Here is a 19,806-nt window from a genome sequence, read left to right as displayed (position 1 = left end):
GTCATTTCCCCTGCTCACCGCCCTACTTCAGCGGCTTCGTAAGCTTGCGGCCGCCCGCCTTCGTATCGCCGGAGAGGCTGCAGGCCACGCTGTCGATGCCGGTCCGGAAACCGCTGGTGTCCGGGTACTGCACCAGCGTGCCGCGCACCGTGCCCGCGGGCTGCTTGGCGGCCTTCGTGTCGAGGGGGCCTTGGCAGAGCTTGGACGCGGCCGAGCGGATGGCCTGCTCGGTGCTGTAAGTCCCTTCCAGCTCGGCGATCTTCACCACTTCCGCGTCATGGGCCGAGGTGCAGGACTTGCGCACCGCGTACCCCTGCGCGCTGGTTCCGACGTCGAAGCAGTCCCCCGCCGCGAGCAGGAAGTACGGGGTCTCGTCGCCGGCCGGTGAGGCGAAGCCCGTGGGCAGGCCGGTCGGGAAATCTGTCGGCAGTCCGGTCGGCAGTCCGGTGGGCAGGTCCGTGGGCAGACCGGTCGGCAGCTCCGTGGGGATGTCCGTAGGCAGTCCGGACGGGATGCTCAGGGACGGGGTCGGCTTCTTCGTGGCGCTCGGGTCGGGGTTCTCGCCGTCGCCGCCTCCGTTTCCGTCACCGGTGGCCACCAGGACCCCGGCGGCGGTGCCCCCCGCGGCGCGGATGCCCGCGGGCAGGGCGAGCAGCCCGGTCCGCCGCCGGGGACCGCCGCCGTCCGGGGGCTCGCCGGGCGGGCCGTAGCCGCCGCCGGGCGGGCCGTACCCGCCGTCGTCGGGTGGTGGCCCGTACCCGCCGCCGGGCGGTGGACCATATCCGCCGCCACCCGGTGGCTGACCGGAGCGCCGGGAGGCCCCGAGCCGCCCCCCGGCCGGGGGCCCGTACCCGCCACCCGACGGAGACCCGTACCCGCCGCCCGAGGGAGGCCCGAAGCCCCCGCCCGACGGCGGCTGGGTCGGCGGCTGTGGCGGCACCGGAGGCATGGCCATACCGTCAAGAGTTACCCCGAATTGCTCAAGAAGCGACCCCTGTACGAAAGTTGGCACACTGCGTCCGCTTGGCCCGCCTCGTGGGCGGGGTCAGCCGCGCAGGAGGCGGCCACGCGAGGTCTCCACCGACGACGGCATCAACCACACACCGCCTCAACCGCCCACAGCATCAGCCCGCACCGCCTCAACCGCCCACGGCATCAGCCACACACGGGCCCATCGACCCACCGCATCAGCCCCGCACACCGAGCAGATGGTCCATGGCCAGCTGGTCGAGCCGCTCGAAGGCCATTCCGCGCGCGGCGGCTCCGTCCACGTCGAAGTCCTCGTACGCGCCCTTGTCCGCGAGCAGTCCGGTCAGGCCGTCCTCGGCGGTGGGCCGGGCGAGTTCGTCGAGCCGGGCGTCGAGCAGCGCCTGCTGCACGGCGGGGTCGGCGCGGAAGGCGGCCGCGCGGTCGCGCAGGATCAGGTAGTTGCGCATGCAGCCCGCGGCGGACTCCCAGACCCCGTCGAAGTCCTCGGTACGCGGCGGCTTGAAGTCGAAGACCTTCGGCCCGCTGTACCCGGCCGACTCCAGCAGATCCACGAGCCAGAACGCGGCCCGCACATCACCGACTCCGAAGCGCAGGTCCTGGTCGTACTTGATGCCGTTCTGGCCGTTGAGGTCGATGTGGTAGAGCTTGTCGGCCCACAGCGCCTGGGCGATTCCGTGCGGGAAGTTCAGGCCCGCCATCTGCTCGTGGCCCACCTCGGGGTTGACGCCGAACAGCTCGGGACGCTCTAGGCGCTCGATGAACGCCAGGACGTGGCCGACGGTGGGCAGGATGATGTCGCCACGCGGCTCGTTGGGCTTGGGCTCGATGGCGAAGCGCAGGTCGTAGCCCTGCTCGGTGATGTACTCGCCGAGCAGGTCGAAGGCCTCCTTCATCCGGTCAAGCGCATTGCGCACGTCCTTCGCGGCGCCCGACTCGGCACCCTCCCGGCCGCCCCAGGCGACATAGGTCTGCGCACCGAGTTCGACGGCGAGGTCGACATTGCGGATGACCTTGCGGATGGCATAGCGGCGCACGTCGCGGTCGTTGGCAGTGAACGCGCCGTCCTTGAAGACCGGGTGCGTGAACAGGTTCGTGGTGGCCGCCGGCACCTTCATACCGGTGGCGTCCAGCGCCTGCCGGAAGCGCTTTATGTGCGACTCGCGCTCGCTGTCCGAGGAGCCGAACGGAATCAGGTCGTCGTCGTGGAACGTGATGCCGTACGCGCCCAGTTCGGCCAGGCGCTGCACCGCCTCCACCGGGTCGAGCGCGGCCCGGGTCGGGTCGCCGAACGGGTCCTTGCCCTGCCAGCCCACGGTCCACAGACCGAAGCTGAACTTGTCCTCGGGTACCGGCTGATACGTCATCGCCCCTGCTCCTTCGTCGCGCGGTGAGAGCACCCGGACCTCGGAGGTCTCGGGTGCGTCACACCTGAGTCTTCCGCTGTCCTGACTATTTCGTCATGCCGATTGACAAATTAGTATCCGGGGACGCGCCTGGAAACCCCCCGGGCGTTGGGCGGACTATGGACCGCCATCCCGCTGCCCCCACGGAGCCGAACGGAGACCGTCATGACAGCAGCCGAAGGACCGCTGGTCGTCGGTGTGGACAGCTCCACGCAGTCCACCAAGGCCGTCGTCGTCGACGCCTCGACCGGCCGTGTGGTGGCGAGCGGTCAGGCGCCGCACACCGTAACCACCGGCGCGGGACGCGAGAGCGATCCCGAGCAGTGGTGGCAGGCGCTGTGCGCCGCCGTCAGCGCCTGCGGTCCCGCGGCGCGTGAGGCGGCCGCGGTCTCGATCGGCGGCCAGCAGCACGGCCTTGTCACGCTGGACGCCCAGGGCCGCCCGGTGCGCCCGGCGTTGCTGTGGAACGACGTGCGCTCCGCTCCGCAGGCACAGCGTCTCGTCGAGGCGTTCGGCGGCCCCAAGGTCTGGGCCGACCGGATCGGGGTCGTGCCGGCGGCCGCGTTCACCGTGACCAAGTGGGCCTGGCTCGCCGAGCACGAACCGGATGCCGTCGCGGCGACGGCCGCGGTGCGCCTGCCGCACGACTACCTCACGGGCCGGCTCACCGGCGAGGGCACCACCGACCGGGGCGATGCCTCGGGCACCGGGTGGTGGGCGGCGCCGACCGGCTCGTACGACGAAGAGGTCCTGGAGCTGGTCGGCCTCGACCCCGCGCTCCTCCCCCGCCTCGTCGGACCCGGAGAAGTGGCCGGGACCGTGCGTGCACTGGCGGAACTCCCCTTTGCCCAGGGCGTGTTGGTGGCCCCCGGCACCGGCGACAACGCGGCCGCCGCGCTCGGCCTCGGACTGCGCCCCGGCGCGCCCGTCCTCAGCCTCGGCACCTCCGGCACGGTGTACACGGTCGCGCGGCAGCGGCCGGCGGATCCGAGCGGCACGGTCGCAGGGTTCGCGGACGCCCGCGGCGACTGGCTGCCACTCGCCTGCACCCTCAACTGCACGCTCGCCGTGGACCGTATCGCCGCGCTGCTCGGTCTCGGCCGGGAGGCAGTGGAGGCGGGCGGCTCGGCAACCCTGCTGCCGTTCCTCGACGGCGAGCGCACCCCCAACCTGCCGGGGGCCTCGGGCCTGCTGCACGGGCTGCGGCACGACACCACCCCCGGCCAGCTGCTCCAAGCCGCCTACGACGGTGCGGTGTTCGCGCTGCTGCAGGCCCTCGAACTGGTCCAGGCCGTGGACGGCGAGCCAACGGACGAGCCGCTGCTGCTCATCGGCGGCGGCGCGCGCGGCCAAGCCTGGCAGGACACCGTACGCAGGCTCAGCGGCCGCGCCGTCCAGGTCCCGCGGGCCGCCGAGTTGGTCGCCCTCGGCGCGGCCGCCCAGGCCGCGGGCCTGCTGACCGGCGAGGACCCGGCGGCGGTGGCGCGGCGCTGGGGCACGGCCGAAGGGCCCGTCCTCGAGCCGACAGCCCGGGACGACGCAAGCCTCGCCCGGATCGCCGCAGTGCTCGGCGACGCAACACCGCTCCTGGCGGCCGACCGTACCTCCACCCTCTGAGGAGCCCCCTCATGACCACTGAGCTCCCCGGCAACGGCGGCTTCGGCGACCCGGCGTTCCTGCCCAACACCCAGCAGGGCATCCGCCGCCGCAATCTCTCCCTGGTCCTCCAGGCCATCACCGCCCACGGCCCGCTCTCACGCGCCGCCGTCGCCACCCGTATCGGACTGACCCGCGCGGCCGTCTCGACCCTCGTCGACGAACTGATCCGCGCGGACCTGCTCGTCGAACTCGGCCCCGAGCGCCCCGGCACCGTGGGCCGCCCCGGCAGCGCCCTGACCGTGGGCGAGCGCGGGCCTGTCGGTATCGGCGCGGAGATCGGTGTCGACCATCTCGCGGTGTGCGCGGTCGATCTGCACGGCAAGGTGCGGGCCCGCGCCTCCCTGGAGAGCGACAACCGGGGCCGCCCGCCGGAGCCCGTCCTGAAGGAACTCGCCCGTCTCGTACGGGAGGTGACCACCGCGAGCCGCAGCGCGGGCCTGCGCCCCGCAGGGCTCGCGGTCGCTGTGCCCGGCCTGGTCGCCCGCGACTCGCACACGGTGGTGCGCGCCCCCAACCTGGGCTGGAGCGAGCTCGACCTCGGCCCGTATCTGCTCGACGGGCTGCCCCTGAGCGTGGACAACGAGGCCAACCTCGGTGCGCTCGCGGAGCTGTGGATCGGCGGCGATCCCGCGCCGCAGGACTTCGTCCATGTCTCGGCGGAGATCGGTATCGGTGCGGCCGTGGTCGTGGGCGGACGGCTGCTGCGCGGCACGCACGGGTTCGCGGGCGAGCTGGGCCATATGCCGGTACGGCCCGAGGGCCCCGCCTGCCCGTGCGGCGGGCGTGGCTGCCTGGAGCAGTACGCGGGCGAGGAGGCGGTGCTGCGCGCCGCCGGACTCCCGTACGGCGAAGGCGGCATCGGCCTGCTCGCCGCCCGCGCCGAGAACGGGGACGCCCAGGTACGCCGGGCGCTGCGCGCGGCCGGGTCGGCGCTCGGAATCGCGCTGTCCGGTGCGGTCAACCTGCTCGATCCGCAGACGGTGGTACTCGGCGGCGCCCTGTCGCGCCTCGCCCCCTGGCTGCTGCCGTCCCTGGAGCGCGAGCTGGCCCGCCGTACGGCGGATCCCGCACGCCCCAAGGGCGGCACCGTCACGGTCTCCCGGCTCGGCTCCGAGGGCCCGCTGCTCGGTGCGGCGCATTCGGTGGTACGGGCGGTTCTGGACGACCCGGCTTCGGTGGCGGGAGCACAGCGCTGACGGCCCGCTGCTGAAACCGGCCTGTGCGGTGGCATCAGGGTTCCGGTGGGTCCTGCGGTACGCAGATACGAGCAGCGCGCCGTCGACGGCAACCCGGTCCGTGGCGGCCCGAAGGCCTGATCACCGCGCCGTGCCGCACGGCTACTTCGGAATCGCGCCCGGCGAGACGGGGCTGACCGGTGAGTTTCCGCCGATCGTGGTCTTCAGGCCGATCGTGAAGATGGTGTACGTGATCCTCGTCGAGGTCGACGTCGTCCTGAAGGGCGCCTTCTTCTCGAACTTCTCGTGCGCGCAGCCGCGGTTGAAGCCGCGTGCCGAGCCGTTCCAGTCCTCGCCGGAGGTGAAGTAGATCGTGTACGTGCCGTCGGAGATCCGCTGCACCTGGGCCTTGGCGTTCTTGCGCACGTAGACCGAGAACGCGGCCTTGCCGCCGCGCGCGAAGGTCACCACGGCGTCCTGACTCCCGCCGTCGATCTTCAGTACGCCCCGGCCGCCCCGTGAGCCGTCCTTGACCATCCGGCCGTTGGGGAGCCGCTTGTTCGTCTCCTTGGGAAGTTTCGGGGCGGCGATGTCGAGGGTGTAGCCGAGCGCGCTGACCGCCTCCGCCGCGTCGTCGAGCGTGCCCAGGGCCTTGTCCGAGCCGAAGCGGGCGACCGCCGCCCTGCCGGTGCACAACGTGCCGTCGGTGCGGCCCTGTTGGGCGCTCTCCAGCTGACCGGAGAGACCGGCAAGTGCGGTCAGCAGGTCCTGGTGCGCCAGGTCGGCCCGGTCGGGGGTGTCCACCTCGCGCAGCAGCGTGTCCGCTTCGCCCGCCGCCGTGACGGCCGCGGTGAACGCCTCGTCGGCCGCCTTGTCGGACTTCGCCTTTCCGATGCCGGCCAGCGCCGTGTTGAGCGGCTCGACCGCCTCGGCGAGCAGCGCGTCGTAAGCGGTGTCGCTCATCGGTGGTGTGGTGCTCGGCGAGGGAGGCGGTTCCTGCTCGTCGGCCGTCGCGGAGGACTGCAGATCGCGCAGCCAGTCCCCGTCACCGTCCCCGGAACCGCAGCCCGCGGCGAGCAGTACGCCCGTCAGTACCAGAGCCCCCGTATGCACAGCAGTACGCATGCGTCGCACGATGATCCCCCGATCCCCCTACGTGCACTCATCCCCTGATGAGAGTCCGGTACGGCCCGCGTCCCGTCAACGCCGCGGCCCACCCCCTTCCAGCCCAACTGCCCCTGCCCGTAACGTCGTCACCACGCGTGGGCCGATGTACCGCCCGCGGCCGTACCGACCGCATCGACCGCATCGACCGCATCGACCGCATCGACCGTGGAGGGAGCACCATGGAACCGGCCCGCGCTCTGCCCAGCAGACGGCGCCTGCTTCAGGGCGCCGCACTCGCCGTCCCCACCGCACTGCTCGCCGGCGGCACGACCGCGGCGCGTCCGACGGCCGTCGCGGACTACCCCGACGCGGACTGGGTGCCCGCGAGCAGCTCCAACCAGACGGCTTCGAACCGGCCGACCACGTATCCGCTGACGCACATCGTCATCCATGTCACCCAGGAGACGTACGCCGATACCCTCGGGATCTTCCAGAACCCGGCGAAGCAGGTCTCCGCGCACTACGTGGTGCGCTCGGCGGACGGCAATGTCGCGCAGTGCGTACGCGACCGCAACATCGCCTGGCACGCGGGCAACTGGACGTACAACACCCGGAGCATCGGCATCGAGCACGAGGGTTTTGTCGATCAGCCGGAGTGGTTCACGCACGCGATGTACGAATCGTCGGCGGCGCTGACCGCGCATCTGTGCGCGACGTACGACATCCCGCGCGACCGCGAGCACATCATCGGCCACAACGAGGTCCCCGGCGCCACCCACACCGATCCCGGTCCGCTGTGGGACTGGACGCGCTACATACGCATGGTCAACTTCGCCTAGGCGACAACCTGTTGCGGTTCGGTGCGGCGTACCGGCGTACCCATTGCGGGTTCACACGGTGTGACCTGTTGCCCGTTGCCGTGCCCGGGGTGACGATGGCCGCAAGCGCACCGGTACCCCGCGGAGGCCGAGTTGAGCGATTCCTGGGTGGCCCTCGAGCCGGGCACCGACCCGGCCGAGCGGACGCGTGCGCTGCGGCATGCGCACGCCGTGTTCACCGCGGCGGGCACGGTGGAGCGCCCGGTGCGGCCGGAGGTCGCCGCCTCCTGGCGGCGGTCGGCCCGGGCGCGGGTCAGTCCGGACGGCACGGCTCAAGTGGAGCTCGTGGACGGCGAATTGGGTGCCTATCGCGCGGACCATCCGCTGGCACGCGTGATGCCGCTGGTGCGGGAGCTGGTCTCCACGTACGCGAAGGACGGCGAGCATCTGCTCGCGGTGTGCGACGCGCAGGGGCGGCTGCTGTGGGTCGAGGGGCACACGGTGACGCGCCGGCGCGCCGGGCGGATGAACTTCGTACCGGGCGCCCGCTGGGCCGAATCCGCGATGGGCACCAACGCGCCGGGGACGGCGGTCGCGGTGGACCGCCCGGTGCAGGTGTTCGCCGCCGAGCACTTCAGCCGGCCCGTGCAGCCCTGGACCTGCGCGGCCGCGCCGATCCACCCCCCGCCCCCCGGACGGCCGCCGGGCGCGGGGGACACCCCCGGCGGCAGCGGGCCCGCCCACCCGCACAGCCGGGCTTTCGTGCAGGCGGTAGCCCGTGCCGCCGAGGCCCAACTGGCCCTGGAACAGCCGCCGCAGCGCGCCGAGACCCTCACGCTGCACGCGCTCGGCCGGGACGAGGCGCTGCTCGTGGCCCAGGGCCGCAAGCTGCGCCTGAGCCGTCGGCACAGCGAACTCCTTGCGCTGCTCGCCCGCCACCCGGAGGGCCTCACCGGGGACCAGCTTCTTGTCGCACTGTACGAGGACGAGTCCATGTCACCCGTCACGCTGCGCGCCGAACTCTCGCGGCTGCGCGGCCTCCTGGGCCCCGAGCTGCTCGCGTCGCGGCCCTATCGGCTGACCATCCCGGTCGAGGCGGACTTCCTGCTGGTGGAGCGACGGCTCGCGGCGGGCGCGGTGTCCGGTGCGATGGGCGCGTACGACGGTCCGCTGCTGCCGTCCTCCTGCGCCCCGGAGATCGTGCGGCTGCGCGAACGCCTGGACATGGGGCTGCGGGCCGCGCTCGTGGACCGGGCCGATCCGCAGCTGCTCACGGACTGGGTGCGCAGCCCCTGGGGCGGCGACGACCTGGACATCTGGCAGGCGCTGGCAGGTGCTTCGCCGCGCGGGGCGCGGGCCCACGTACAGGCGGAAGTGCGGGCCCTGGACCGGGAGCAGTCGGCCGCAACGTGGTTGCAACCTCCCCGTCCCTAGCGTTCCCGGCAGTGCTGCCCAACGGCGGGCAGCAGGAACCGGGAGGCCACCGAGATGACCCGTTACGCCGCACCCGGCAGCGACGGTGCGATCGTCGACTACCAGTCGCGCTATGACCACTTCATCGGCGGGGAGTACGTGAAGCCCGCCCGCGGCCAGTACTTCGAGAACCCCAGCCCGGTCAACGGACAGCCCTTCACGGAGATCGCGCGGGGCACCGCCGAGGACGTCGAGCGTGCCCTCGACGCCGCACACGCCGCCGCGCCCGCGTGGGGACGCACCTCCCCCACCGAACGCGCCAATATGCTCAACAAGATCGCCGACCGTACGGAGGAGCACCTCGAGAAGCTCGCCGTCGCCGAGTCCTGGGAGAACGGCAAGGCGGTACGGGAGACGCTCGCCGCCGACATCCCGCTCGCCGTCGACCATCTGCGCTACTTCGCCGGGGCGATCCGCGCGCAGGAGGGCTCGCTCAGCGAGATCGACGACAACACCATCGCGTACCACTTCCACGAGCCGCTCGGTGTGGTCGCGCAGATCATCCCGTGGAACTTCCCGATCCTGATGGCGGTCTGGAAGCTGGCCCCGGCCCTGGCGGCGGGCAACGCGGTCGTGTTGAAGCCGGCCGAGCAGACTCCCGCCTCCGTGCACTACTGGCTCTCGCTGATCTCGGACCTGCTGCCGCCGGGCGTCGTCAACATCGTCAACGGCTTCGGCGCCGAGGCCGGAAAGCCCCTCGCGTCCAGCCCGCGCGTCGCCAAGGTCGCCTTCACCGGTGAGACCACGACGGGGCGGCTGATCATGCAGTACGCCTCCGAGAACATCAAGCCCGTGACCCTCGAGCTCGGCGGCAAGTCACCCAACATCTTCTTCGACGACGTCTGGTCGCAGGACGACGCCTTCCGCGACAAGGCGCTCGAGGGCTTCACGATGTTCGCGCTCAACCAGGGCGAGGTCTGCACCTGCCCCTCGCGTGCCCTCATCCAGCGCGGCCACTACAGCGAGTTCCTGGAAGCGGCCGTCGCCCGCACCGAGCGGATCAAGACCGGGCACCCGCTCGACACGGACACGATGATCGGCGCTCAGGCCTCCAACGACCAGCTGGAGAAGATCCTTTCGTACCTCGACATCGGCCAGCGCGAGGGCGCGAAGGTCCTCGCCGGCGGTCAGCGCATCGAGTACGACGGCGACATGGCCGGCGGCTACTACGTCCAGCCCACGATCTTCGAGGGCGACAACCGGATGCGGGTCTTCCAGGAGGAGATCTTCGGCCCGGTCGTCTCGGTCACGTCCTTCAACGACTACGACGACGCCATCAAGATCGCCAACGACACCCTGTACGGCCTGGGCGCCGGCGTGTGGACCCGCGACATCAACACCGCGTACAGGGCGGGCCGTTCCATCCAGGCCGGCCGGGTGTGGGTGAACAACTTCCACGCGTATCCGGCCCACGCGGCCTTCGGCGGCTACAAGCAGTCGGGGATCGGCCGGGAGAACCACAAGATGATGCTGGATCACTACCAGCAGACGAAGAATCTCCTGGTGTCGTACTCGCCGGACAAACTCGGCTTCTTCTAGAGGCACACAACGAAAGGCGCCTGACCCGGGCTTCTGCCCGTCAGGCGCCTTTCGTTCGTCCCACTCAGGCACGTTCCGTGCGGGTCAGGACGTACTTCCGCGTCCGCTTCGAGGTGATGTCATGCGAATGACGGCCATCGGCCGGCGGCCCACTCCCGCCAGGTCGACCAGCCGGCAGGCGGCCCGCCTGCCTCCTGCGCGCCGAGCTCCGCCTCGTCGGGCTCCTCGAACTGTCTCCTCCAACGCAAGACGTCAGCCTCGCTGATCGGGAGGGTTGCCTCGGGGGTCGTCGCCTCGCGGTGCGCGATCCGCGCCAGTTGGGTCTCGTGGTCCACCGCTACGTAGACGAGGCGGAAGGAGCCGCCCGCGGATTCTGTCAGCCAGCGGATCGCGGATCTTTCGTCACGGGACCAGCATCCGAAGTCCAGCACCACGTTGGCGCCGACTTTCAACGCTTCCAGAGCAACCCAGAGCAGTCGGCCTTCCAGAACGTCGCGACTGTCGTCTGCCTCCAGCAGCTTGCCGAACAGCGGGATCATCCACTCGTCAGGAGTCAACCGCAGTGCGTGGTCTTCCTCGGCCAGCTGCCGAGCCTTCGTCGTCTTGCCGGCCCCTGGCAGGCCGACCATCAGGAACAACGTCGTCACCCCCTGATCATGTCAGGGGAGTTGAGCCGGGCGGCGTGAGGTGCCAGAGCCGGCACGCGGCCGTCGCGGCGCAGGCGGACATGCGCGTCCTCATCGACGCGGCTGAATCACAGAGGCCGCGTCTTCATCGACGCGCCTGAACCACAGAGGCCGCGTCCACGTGAACGGCCGGTCCCGCGAGCGCATGGGGTAAGAAGGCATGCGTGACCGAGCCGTCCCAGACCGCCACCCAGCACGCGTTCATCGCCCTCGCGCCGCCCGACGACGCGAAGAAGGAGCTGGCGCACGCGCTGAGCCCGGCCTACGCCGCTTATCCCGGCCTGCGCTGGAACCGCATCGAGGACTGGCACATCACCCTGGCCTTCCTGGGCGAGCTGCCGGTGCGAACCGTCCAGCGTCTTCGTTCACCCCTCGCCGACCTGGCGGCTGCCCGCCCCTGTGTCGAGCTGGCGCTGCTGGGCGGCGGACACTTCGACGAGCGCGTGCTGTGGAGTGGCATCGAGGGGGATCTCGACGGACTGCATGAGCTGGCCGAAGCGGTACGGGCGCGGGTCAGGGAGTGCGACATCGCCTTCGTCGCACGTCCGCTGCGTCCCCACCTCACGCTGGCCCGCGCTCGACGCTCCGACAGCGCGTCCGTTCCGGCGGCGGCTGCCTGCCTCGACGGGTTCACGGGGCGCGCCTGGCAGGCCGAACGCCTCCACCTGGTCGGCAGCACAGTACGTGGCCACTCAGGCCCGCGGCGCTATCGGGACATCGGCGCGTGGCCCCTGGTCACCGGGTTGGTCACCGGGTAGAGGCATCCCGATCGGCACCCCCGGTAGCGTGTCCATGTGCCCGGCCGGCCCGTGCGGAGGGCATGCGCGGAGAGTGATGAGGTGCGATGAGTGAACTGACGAAGCCCGAGGTCGTCGTTCCGGAGGGTGCTGCTCCCACCGAGCTGACCATCCGGGACCTGGTCGTCGGGGACGGGGCCGAGATGAGGTCGGGCATGGTGGTCAGGGTCCACTACGTCGGGGTGGCCTTCGAGTCCGGGAAGGAGTTCGACTCTTCCTGGGACCGGGGTGAGCCGTTCAAGTTCGCCCTGGGCAGTGGCAGGGTCATCAAGGGCTGGGACCGGGGGGTGAAGGGGATGAAGGTCGGCGGCCGACGTGAGCTCATCGTTCCCCCGCGTCTCGGCTACGGCAATCAGTCGCCCTCACCCTTGATCCCGGCGGGCTCGACTCTCGTCTTCGTGGTGGACCTGCTCGGCTCGTACTCCCCCACATCCGGGTGGAACAACGCCTAGCGCCCCTGCGCACGAGGAGCACGCGAAGGGCGCCCGCCGGACATCGGTCCAGCGGGCGCCCTTCGTCGTGCTACCAGCCGAACTTCCCGTTCACCTCGTCGGCGAACTCCTGGAAGGACAGCACCGCGTCACCGTTCTTGTCCGCGGCATCGAAGAGAGCCGAGGACGCCTCGGCGTCCTGGACTCCCCAGAACGGCAGGTCCCCACGGGCTGCGAGGGTGGGTCCCTTGTCCCGGAGTGCGGTGATCACCTCGTGCCGGGTCAGCTGACCGTCGCTGTTGAGGTCGAGTGCGTCAAAGAGTTTGCGGGCCTTCTCGCTCATCACAGTCCCCGTTACGTCGTGACACTTCGGCATCGCATCCTATGCGCGGCCCTGTGGGGCGGCCGTAAGGAGTCAGGGCTTCATCTCGTACGTGCCCGAGAGCGCCTCGACGCGCTGCCAGACGCGCTCCGAACGCGCCTCGTCGACGACCGGGCGGCGGACCGCGCCGAGGGCCCAGGCCTGCTGCTGCTCGGTGGCGGAGTCCTTGCCGTGCAGCTCGACGGCGTGCGCGCAGAAGTCGCGGACGAGGACGGCGAACAGCTCGTCGAGCACATCCTCGTCGAGACCGGTGAGAGCGGCCTGTTCCAGGACCAGCTGTCCGTGCACGACGAGCGCGAAGAGCTGGCCGACGGCGAGCAGCAGGTCGAGGTCGCGGCTCTGCCGCTCGTCGGGTGCGGCGGTGCGCACGAACTCGCAGAGGGCGTCGGCCTGTTCGCGGAAGCGGGCGACGTTGGGCAGGTGGGTGTACGTGTCGTAGGCGGGCCGCCAGTCGTGGAAGCGCACCGAGCCGAGGCCGCGGGCCGGTCCCTGCGCGAAGAGGAAGGTGTCGTCGGCCGCGTCGAGGCGGGTCGGTACGGGCTCGTACGCGACCGGGTCGAGGAGGTGGTTGCGCAGGAACTTGAGGATCAGGGCCAGGTTGACGTGGACCGTGCCCTCCAGCTTGGGCAGTCCGCGGATCTCCACGGCGGCCTGGGCGAAGTAGTTGTCCTTCTCGAAGCCCTTGGCGGCGATGACGTCCCACATGAGGTCGATGACCTTCTCGCCCTCCGTGGTCACCTTCATCTTCGTCATCGGGTTGAAGAGCAGGTAGCGGCGGTCGTCGGGGCCCGCGGTGCGGAAGTAGTCGACGGCGCGGTCGCTGAAGAGCTTCATGCCGACGAGACGGACGTACGCGTCGGCCAACTCGCGCCGCACGTGCGGGAAGGCGGTGACGGGGCGGCCGTACAGGATGCGGTTCTGTGCGTGGGTGACGGCCTCGTACATAGCGTGCTCGCAGATGCCGATGGAGGCGGTGCACAGGTTGAACTTGCCGACGTTGACGGTGTTCAGGGCTGCGTCGAAGGCGGCGCGGCCGGTGTGCAGCACGTCCTGCGCGGCCACCGGGTAGTCCTCGAGCCGGAACTCGCTGACGTACTTGGAGGAGTCGACGACGTTCTTGACCAGGTGGTAGTTCGCGTGGCGGCTGTCGGCGGCGAAGAACACGTAGCCGTCGGGGCCTTCGACGTCGGTGCGGCGGCCGAAGACGGAGACGAGTCCGGCGGCGTTGCCGTTGCCGATGTAGTACTTGGATCCGGTGGCGCGGAAGCCGCCCTGGCCGTCCGGCTCCAGGAGCATGTCGGTGGAGTAGATGTCGGCGCCATGTGCCTTCTCGGAGAGCCCGAAGGCGAACACCTCGCCTTGGTCGAGGAGTTCGGCGGCGCGGGCGCGGGCGTCGGCGTTCTCGCTCTGCCAGACGGGGCCCAGGCCGAGGATGGCGACCTGCCAGGCGTACCAGTAGTCGAGGCCGTAGAAGCCGAGGATCTCGTTGAGGGCGGCGATGCGGGCCGTGTCCCAGCGCTTGTCGCCCGCGCGCTCGCCTGCGCCTTCGCCCGCGCCGGCGGCGGAGGACGGGGTGAGGAAGGTCGCGAAGAGCCCCTCCTCCGCGGCGAAGGCGAGGAAGTCGCCGAGCCAGGCCCGGCTGCGGTAGTCCTCGATGAGCCTGCGCTTGCCGCGCGCTTCGAACCAGTCGACGGTGGCGCGCAGCAGCCGGCGCGTCTCCGGGTCGAAGTGCGCGGGGTCGTAGGTGTGCGGGTTGAACAGCAGCGCGTCGGCCATGACGTCCGCCTTTCCGGATCGGATGAGGGTGGTGTGGCAGGGGAAAAGATCGGTGCCGGGGCAGGAGGGAGGGATCGGCTGGGGCAGGAGGGAGGGGTCGATGCTGGGGCAGGGGGAGCGATCGCCTGTGCGCTGCGCCGGGGGCAAGTGGTCCGTGGTGCGGCCGAGTTCAGCGCCCGGTCTCAGCGCGCGGATTCAGCGGGCGGTCTTGAACCGGCCGAGGGTGGCGAGGACGTCATCGAGCCAGCCGATCATCATCCGCTCGTACGCGATACCGCCCCGCAATACGACGTGCTGAAGCTCCCGTTCGGCGTCGAGCGGCCCGTCGTCTGCCGGTGGCCCGTCGTCCGCCGACGGCCCGCCCTCGGCCGGTGGCTCGCCGAAGACGCGGGCCTCGCCGAAGTCGCGGGCCTCGCCTGCGAGGTAGTGGGCCAGACGGTCCGTGTGCACCTGCCGGTGCCGCTCGACCTCGCCGACCAGGGCCGCGGGATCGTCGAACGCGGCGCCCCGGATCTTCACGGCGAGATCGTGCCGTACGCTCTCGGGCTCGATCGGCGCGGCCAGCCACGCGGAGAGCGCGGCCCGCCCCGCGTCGGCCACGGAGTACTCCTTCTTGTCCGGGCGCCCGTGCTGCGGCACGTCGCGGACGTCCACCCAGCCGTCGCCCTCCATGCGCTTGAGCACGCGGTAGATCTGCTGGTGGGTGGCCGTCCAGAAGTAGCCGATGGACCGCTCGAAGCGCCGGGCCAGTTCATATCCGGACCCGGGCTTCTCGAGCAGGGACACGAGGATCGCGTGGTCGAGCGCCATGCCCTCGATCCTGCTATGCACCTCGTTGCATAGCAACCCCGGTCCGGCCCGGTGAGACACGGCTCACCTCGGCCACGGGATCGGGAGGTCGGCCCGTGCCGGTCAGCACCGTTCACTCGGCGCTTTGCCGAAACGGCAACAAGCCGCGCCCTTCACGGAGCCCGGGATGACACTCGGACGCAAGACCCGGCAGAAGGAGAGCCCAATGAACAGCGCGGACTCGGCGGGACGGGACCAAGCGGGAACGGCGCGGAAGACAACGACCTCCCCAGCACGCCGCCGGCGCCGACGTGACGCCCCGCCGCCGCGGACCGGGAACAGCGAGACCGAGGTGCTGCGCGGCTTCCTCGACTATCTGCGCCAGTCGGTCGCCGCGAAGGTGGAGGGCGCCCCCGAACCGGAGGTGCGCACCGCCGCCGTGCCCTCGGGGACGAACCTGCTCGGCCTGCTCCACCACCTCACGCAGGTCGAACGGGCCACGTTCCTCGGAGACAAGGTCACCGACTGGCCGGGCACCTTCCACGCGCCATCGGCGGACAGCGTCGCCGAGGTGGTGGAGCGCTACCGGACCGCGGTCGCGGAGGCGAACGCGGCACTCGACGACTGCGCCGACCTCGCCGCGCCGGTACCGCGTCCCGAGCCGAACAGGTCTGCTCCCAGCGCGCGTTGGGCCCTGACCCACCTGATCGAGGAGACCGGGCGCCATGCCGGGCACGCGGACATCATCCGCGAACTGATCGACGGCGCGACGGGCCGCTGACGCGCCCCTCCCGCGCAGCGGTCAGCCGAGCTGGCGCGCCACCGTGAGCAGGACGACCGAGTCCTCCACGGCTTCCAGGCCGTGCACCGCGTCCGGAACGGGCAGGAGGTCGTACGGCCTGCCCTCCCACGACTGGTCCCCCGCCGTCAGACGGATCCGGCCACGCACGACGAGGACCGTCGCGTCGCCGGGGTTCTGGTGCTCGGAGAGGGCCGACCCCGCACGGAGTGCGATGAGCGTCTGGCCGAGCGCGCGTCCGTGGCCTCCGTAGACGGTTCTGGCGCTGCGGTCGCCCGTTGCCTCGGGCGCTGCGGCCAGGAGCTGGTCGGCGAGTGGGCCCAGGGAGACGATGTCCATGCCTTTCACCGTAGGTGTACGGGACGGGGGTTGCACGTGCGGCCCGGGGCACCGGGCCCACCGCCTCCGCCCGGGGACCGGTGGCGGCACCCGCCGATCTGTGCGTTCCTTGATCGGAAACGGAGGTTGGCGGGAAGGTCGCCGGTGCGCGTGCTGAGCGGGGTCGCAGGGCTCGTCGTGGTGCTTCTGACCTTCGTGTCGGTCACCCAGACCCTGGTCACGCCGCGTGCGATGCGCACCCAACTGCCCCGCGCGGTACGGCGGCTGGTGCGCGCCCCGTACCAGTTCCTCGCCGACCGGGCCTCCACCGAACAGCTCAAGGACCGGGTACTGGCCCCTGCCGCCCCCGTATCGATGCTGATTCTGCTGCTGCTCTGGCTGTCGCTGTGCGTACTCGGCTACGGGCTGCTCGAATTCGCGGTCTCCGACCTGCCGTTCACCGTGGCGCTGCGGGAGGCGGGGTCCTCGCTGCTCACTCTGGGCTTCGCCAGTCAGGACCGCTCGCAGCTCACGCTGGTCGACTTCTGCGCGGCCGCCACCGGACCGATCCTGATCGGTCTGCAGATCGGCTATCTGCCCACGCTGTACGCCGCCTACGCCCGCCGCGAGACGGAGGTCAGCCTGCTGCGCGTGCGCGCGGGGGTGCCCGCCTGGGGACCTCAGCTGCTCGTACGGCACGCCCAGGGCGACCTGATCGACACCTTGCCGGAGCTGTTCCGCGACTGGGAGCGCTGGTGCGCCGAGGTGAGCGAGAGCCACACCAACTACCCGGTCCTGATCTCCTTCCGTTCCCCGAGCTGGGACCGCAACTGGCTGATCAGCCTGCTCGCCGTCCTGGACGCCGCCGCCCTCCACCTCGCCCTCAACCCCTCCGTGCCCCAGTCGCAGATGCGCCTCACCCTGAGGGCCGGCTTCACCTGCCTGCGCGTGCTCGCGGACGAGGAGAAGATCCCGTACGACCCGGACCCGAGGCCCGACGACCCGATCCATCTGACGTACGAGGAATTCGTGGAGGCCGTCGGCCGGCTGCGTGAGCGGGGTGTACCGATGGAGCGGAGTCCCGAGCGGGCATGGCCGCACTTTCGCGGCTGGCGGGTCAACTACGAGTCGGTGGCCTACGCGCTCGCCTGCCGGATCGACGCCGTTCCCGCCCTGTGGTCGGGTCCGCGCCGCCGCGACCGCGGGCCGATCGGCATCGTGACCCCTCTCGACCGCACGCCCCAGCAGCCCGGGGGTGGTCCCGGTTGATCGACGCGCACGCGCTGCTCGCCACGTTCGGCACGCTCGGTGTGTTCGTCGTGCTCTTCCTCGAGGCGGGCACGCTCCTCGGGGTGGTATTGCCGGGAGGCGGTGTGCTGTTCACGGCCGGAGTCCTCTGTGCGGCCGGTGAACGCGGCCTCAACCCGGTGTGGGTGCTTGTGTCCGGTGCGGGCGGCACCGTCCTGGGCATGGAGACGAGCTACTGGATCGGGCGCCGCACCGGGCCCGCGCTGATCGCCCGCCTGAAGGGGCGGCGTCTCGTCTCCGCGGTGGCCGGCGCCCGTGAGCTCCTCGACCGGCACGGCCCGGTGGTGGCGGTGGTCGTGGCACGCTTCGTGCCGGTCGAGCGGACGCTGGCCGGCCGGGGCGCGGGGGCGCTGGGAGTCCCGCCCGTGGTCTTCCCTGCGGCGCAGTCGGCCGCCGGGCTCGTCTGGGCCGCCACGCTGACGCTGAGCGGGTACTTCCTCGGTGCGGTCCTGCCCGGCGGCGAGGCGCTTCTGGTGGCGCTGGGCGCGCTGCTCGTCCTGGCGGGCGGTGTCTCCGCGTACCGGCGCAGAAAGGCGGCCCGGGGCTGACCAGGCGCATCGGGGCCGACCAGGCGTCTGGGGCCGACCGAGCGCTCCGGGAATCCCCTGCGTAGATTTACGCGAAAGCACAGCTCGTCGCTCCGCAGCTGCCGGACCCGCGGACGACGAGCGCACATCGAGAGGCACCCGGCACAGGTGGATGACGTGGTCGATCTGAACGCATACAGCCAGCCCGTCGGAGAGCCGCTGCCCGGCTGGACGACCCGTCCCGCGCCGGCGAAGGTCGCTCTGGACGGCCTGTACTGCCGCCTCGAACCGCTCGACCCGGAGCGTCACGCGGACGAGCTCTACGCCGCGTACGCGAGCGCGCCCGACGGCCGGAACTGGACCTATCTGCCCGACGAGCCCTTCGAGAGCGCCGACGCCTACCGCCGCTGGGCGGCGGCCGCCGCCCGCAGCGCCGATCCGCTGCACTACACGGTGATCGACCGTGCGGCCGGCAGAGCGGTCGGCACCTTGTCGCTGATGCGGCACAACCCCGAGAGCGGTGTCGTCGAGGTGGGCTACGTGGTGTTCTCCCCGCTGCTTCAGCGCACTCCGATCTCGACGGAGGCGCAGTACCTGCTGATGACGTACGCCTTCGACCAGCTCGGCTACCGGCGCTACGAGTGGAAGTGCGACGCCCTCAACGCACCGTCACGCAAGGCGGCCGAGCGCCTCGGGTTCACCTTCGAGGGCGTGTTCCGCCAGGCCCTGGTCTACAAGGGCCGCAACCGCGACACCGCCTGGTACTCGATCGTCGACGGTGAATGGCCCCTGGTCCATGAGGCGTTCCGCGCCTGGCTCGCGCCGGAGAACTTCCAGGAGGACGGCAAGCAGAAGCGTTCCCTGCACGAGCTGCGCGAGGCGCTGCGGGAGACCGGGCCGGAGCCACTCGCCGGCTGACGCGGCCGAGTGGGGGCGCGGACCCGACGCGCGGCCGGCCGCCCCGAGGGGACGGAACGGCCCTGAAGCCGCGCGGGATTGGTTAGGGTGACAAGTCGGGAACCGACCCGACGCCCATGGCCGACTCGCCCCGGCCGCAGGCACGTTCGGGGCCGCTGTTCCGGGGCGACGGGGGGCTCGTGTTGAACACCGCAGGCCGACCCTGCACGGAATGCGGGCACCGATCGGCGCCCGCACTGCTGCCCCCGCCGCTGCGCCCGGCGCTCGGGCTGCTCGCGGTCCTCGCCGCGCTGACGGTGGTCGCCGTCGGGATCATGTACGCGGGTCACAGTGAGCCCGGCCGGGTGGACCGGTGGTTCGTCGACCCGACGGACGACAGCGTGCGGGCGCCCTGGCGTGGGCTCGCGCTGATCATCGACTTCTGGGGTGAGCCCGCCGGAGCGGCGCTCCTGGGGGTGGCCGCCGTCGCGGGCTGCCTGCTGCTGCGGCGCCCTCGCGCCGCGGTCCTCGTGGTGGCCGGTGCCGCCCTCGCGGTGGGGACGACGACGGTGCTCAAGTCCGTGGTGGGGCGCACCATTCACGGCGAGTTCCTGTCCTACCCGAGCGGGCACACCGCCTACGTGACCGCGCTCGCCCTCGTCATGGCGCTGGTCGCGGCCGAGCGGACCGGACTCGGCGGGGCGGCCGGCAGCGCGCTCGTCCTCACCGCCGCGCTGGTGGTCGGGGCCGCCATGGGCTGGGCGCAGGTGGGCCTGGGGGCGCACTATCCGACCGATGTCCTCGGCGGCTGGTGCACCGCCCTGGCGGTGGTCCTGTCGACCGCGTGGCTGATCGGCCGGGCGGCGGGGCGGGGGGGCGGCGGGGGGGGGCCCCCCCCCCCCCGGCCCCGGCGGCGCCCCCCCGCCCCCCCC

At 71.6% G+C, this 19,806-nt stretch carries 20 protein-coding genes; 12 read left to right on the top strand and 8 right to left on the bottom strand.

The window, feature by feature from the left end:
- Window positions 1-22: 22 nt before the first annotated feature.
- The gene (locus JAO81_RS20645) at window positions 23-955 is read right to left on the bottom strand and encodes a hypothetical protein (protein WP_199549379.1); all 933 of its coding nucleotides are present in this window, start codon (window positions 953-955) and stop codon (window positions 23-25) included.
- Between the two features lie 232 nt (window positions 956-1,187).
- Window positions 1,188-2,354, bottom strand: coding sequence for a xylose isomerase (gene xylA, locus JAO81_RS20640; RefSeq protein ID WP_199549378.1), 1,167 nt, complete (start codon window positions 2,352-2,354; stop codon window positions 1,188-1,190).
- Between the two features lie 204 nt (window positions 2,355-2,558).
- Between xylA and xylB the strand changes: the two genes are divergently transcribed.
- Window positions 2,559-4,010, top strand: coding sequence for a xylulokinase (xylB, locus tag JAO81_RS20635; protein WP_199549377.1), 1,452 nt, complete (start codon window positions 2,559-2,561; stop codon window positions 4,008-4,010).
- 11 nt (window positions 4,011-4,021) lie between these two features.
- Entirely contained in the window at window positions 4,022-5,248 is a 1,227-nt protein-coding gene (locus JAO81_RS20630; protein WP_199549376.1) for an ROK family protein, read from the top strand.
- Between the two features lie 141 nt (window positions 5,249-5,389).
- Here JAO81_RS20630 and JAO81_RS20625 read toward each other — a convergent pair whose 3' ends face one another.
- Window positions 5,390-6,352: a hypothetical protein gene (locus JAO81_RS20625; protein ID WP_199549375.1), complete on the bottom strand. Its 963-nt coding sequence runs from the start codon at window positions 6,350-6,352 to the stop codon at window positions 5,390-5,392.
- Window positions 6,353-6,573: 221 nt separating this feature from the next.
- Between JAO81_RS20625 and JAO81_RS20620 the strand changes: the two genes are divergently transcribed.
- From JAO81_RS20620 to JAO81_RS20610, 3 genes are all read left to right on the top strand, one after another.
- Window positions 6,574-7,173 (top strand): N-acetylmuramoyl-L-alanine amidase, encoded by a 600-nt coding sequence (locus JAO81_RS20620; RefSeq protein ID WP_199549413.1) that lies wholly within the window; start codon window positions 6,574-6,576, stop codon window positions 7,171-7,173.
- 132 nt (window positions 7,174-7,305) lie between these two features.
- A complete protein-coding gene (locus JAO81_RS20615) occupies window positions 7,306-8,586 on the top strand; it encodes a transcriptional regulator (RefSeq protein WP_199549374.1) in 1,281 nt (426 codons plus the stop codon).
- 54 nt (window positions 8,587-8,640) lie between these two features.
- A complete protein-coding gene (locus JAO81_RS20610; RefSeq protein ID WP_199549373.1) occupies window positions 8,641-10,164 on the top strand; it encodes an aldehyde dehydrogenase family protein in 1,524 nt (507 codons plus the stop codon).
- A 119-nt stretch (window positions 10,165-10,283) separates the two neighbouring features.
- On the opposite strand, the gene JAO81_RS20605 is transcribed toward JAO81_RS20610, so the two are convergent.
- Window positions 10,284-10,811, bottom strand: a complete 528-nt coding sequence (locus JAO81_RS20605) for an ATP-binding protein (protein ID WP_199549372.1) — start codon at window positions 10,809-10,811, stop codon at window positions 10,284-10,286.
- A 203-nt stretch (window positions 10,812-11,014) separates the two neighbouring features.
- Between JAO81_RS20605 and thpR the strand changes: the two genes are divergently transcribed.
- Together thpR and JAO81_RS20595 are read left to right on the top strand one after the other, a co-directional pair.
- The gene (gene thpR / locus JAO81_RS20600; protein WP_199549371.1) at window positions 11,015-11,608 is read left to right on the top strand and encodes an RNA 2',3'-cyclic phosphodiesterase; all 594 of its coding nucleotides are present in this window, start codon (window positions 11,015-11,017) and stop codon (window positions 11,606-11,608) included.
- An 86-nt stretch (window positions 11,609-11,694) separates the two neighbouring features.
- Entirely contained in the window at window positions 11,695-12,099 is a 405-nt protein-coding gene (locus tag JAO81_RS20595; RefSeq protein WP_199549370.1) for an FKBP-type peptidyl-prolyl cis-trans isomerase, read from the top strand.
- Window positions 12,100-12,169: 70 nt separating this feature from the next.
- Here JAO81_RS20595 and JAO81_RS20590 read toward each other — a convergent pair whose 3' ends face one another.
- The 3 genes from JAO81_RS20590 to JAO81_RS20580 all read right to left on the bottom strand — a co-directional run bounded on the left by JAO81_RS20590 (window position 12,170) and on the right by JAO81_RS20580 (window position 15,046).
- Window positions 12,170-12,421 (bottom strand): EF-hand domain-containing protein, encoded by a 252-nt coding sequence (locus tag JAO81_RS20590; protein WP_199549369.1) that lies wholly within the window; start codon window positions 12,419-12,421, stop codon window positions 12,170-12,172.
- Between the two features lie 72 nt (window positions 12,422-12,493).
- Complete coding sequence (locus JAO81_RS20585; protein WP_199549368.1) at window positions 12,494-14,236, bottom strand: acyl-CoA dehydrogenase family protein; 1,743 nt, start codon at window positions 14,234-14,236, stop codon at window positions 12,494-12,496.
- A 195-nt stretch (window positions 14,237-14,431) separates the two neighbouring features.
- Complete coding sequence (locus tag JAO81_RS20580; RefSeq protein ID WP_199549367.1) at window positions 14,432-15,046, bottom strand: PadR family transcriptional regulator; 615 nt, start codon at window positions 15,044-15,046, stop codon at window positions 14,432-14,434.
- Window positions 15,047-15,251: 205 nt separating this feature from the next.
- On the opposite strand from JAO81_RS20580, the gene JAO81_RS20575 reads away from it, so the two are divergent.
- Window positions 15,252-15,806 (top strand): DinB family protein, encoded by a 555-nt coding sequence (locus JAO81_RS20575; RefSeq protein WP_199549366.1) that lies wholly within the window; start codon window positions 15,252-15,254, stop codon window positions 15,804-15,806.
- A 21-nt stretch (window positions 15,807-15,827) separates the two neighbouring features.
- Here JAO81_RS20575 and JAO81_RS20570 read toward each other — a convergent pair whose 3' ends face one another.
- Window positions 15,828-16,163, bottom strand: coding sequence for a cupin domain-containing protein (locus tag JAO81_RS20570; protein WP_199549365.1), 336 nt, complete (start codon window positions 16,161-16,163; stop codon window positions 15,828-15,830).
- 144 nt (window positions 16,164-16,307) lie between these two features.
- On the opposite strand from JAO81_RS20570, the gene JAO81_RS20565 reads away from it, so the two are divergent.
- The 4 genes from JAO81_RS20565 to JAO81_RS20550 all read left to right on the top strand — a co-directional run.
- Window positions 16,308-17,411, top strand: coding sequence for a hypothetical protein (locus JAO81_RS20565; RefSeq protein WP_199549364.1), 1,104 nt, complete (start codon window positions 16,308-16,310; stop codon window positions 17,409-17,411).
- Entirely contained in the window at window positions 17,408-17,998 is a 591-nt protein-coding gene (locus JAO81_RS20560; RefSeq protein WP_199549363.1) for a DedA family protein, read from the top strand. The genes JAO81_RS20565 and JAO81_RS20560 overlap by 4 nt, the downstream gene beginning before the upstream one ends.
- Before the next feature lie 156 nt (window positions 17,999-18,154).
- Window positions 18,155-18,895 (top strand): GNAT family N-acetyltransferase, encoded by a 741-nt coding sequence (locus tag JAO81_RS20555; RefSeq protein ID WP_199549362.1) that lies wholly within the window; start codon window positions 18,155-18,157, stop codon window positions 18,893-18,895.
- 179 nt (window positions 18,896-19,074) lie between these two features.
- On the top strand, window positions 19,075-19,806 hold a 732-nt coding region (locus JAO81_RS20550), incomplete at its 3' end, for a phosphatase PAP2 family protein (RefSeq protein ID WP_307813511.1).

It is taken from the genome of Streptomyces sp. N35 (genome assembly GCF_016464295.1).
GTDB lineage: Bacteria > Actinomycetota > Actinomycetes > Streptomycetales > Streptomycetaceae > Streptomyces.
Note: the sequence above shows the minus strand (reverse complement) of the source record. Positions and strands in the feature narration are given on the sequence as shown.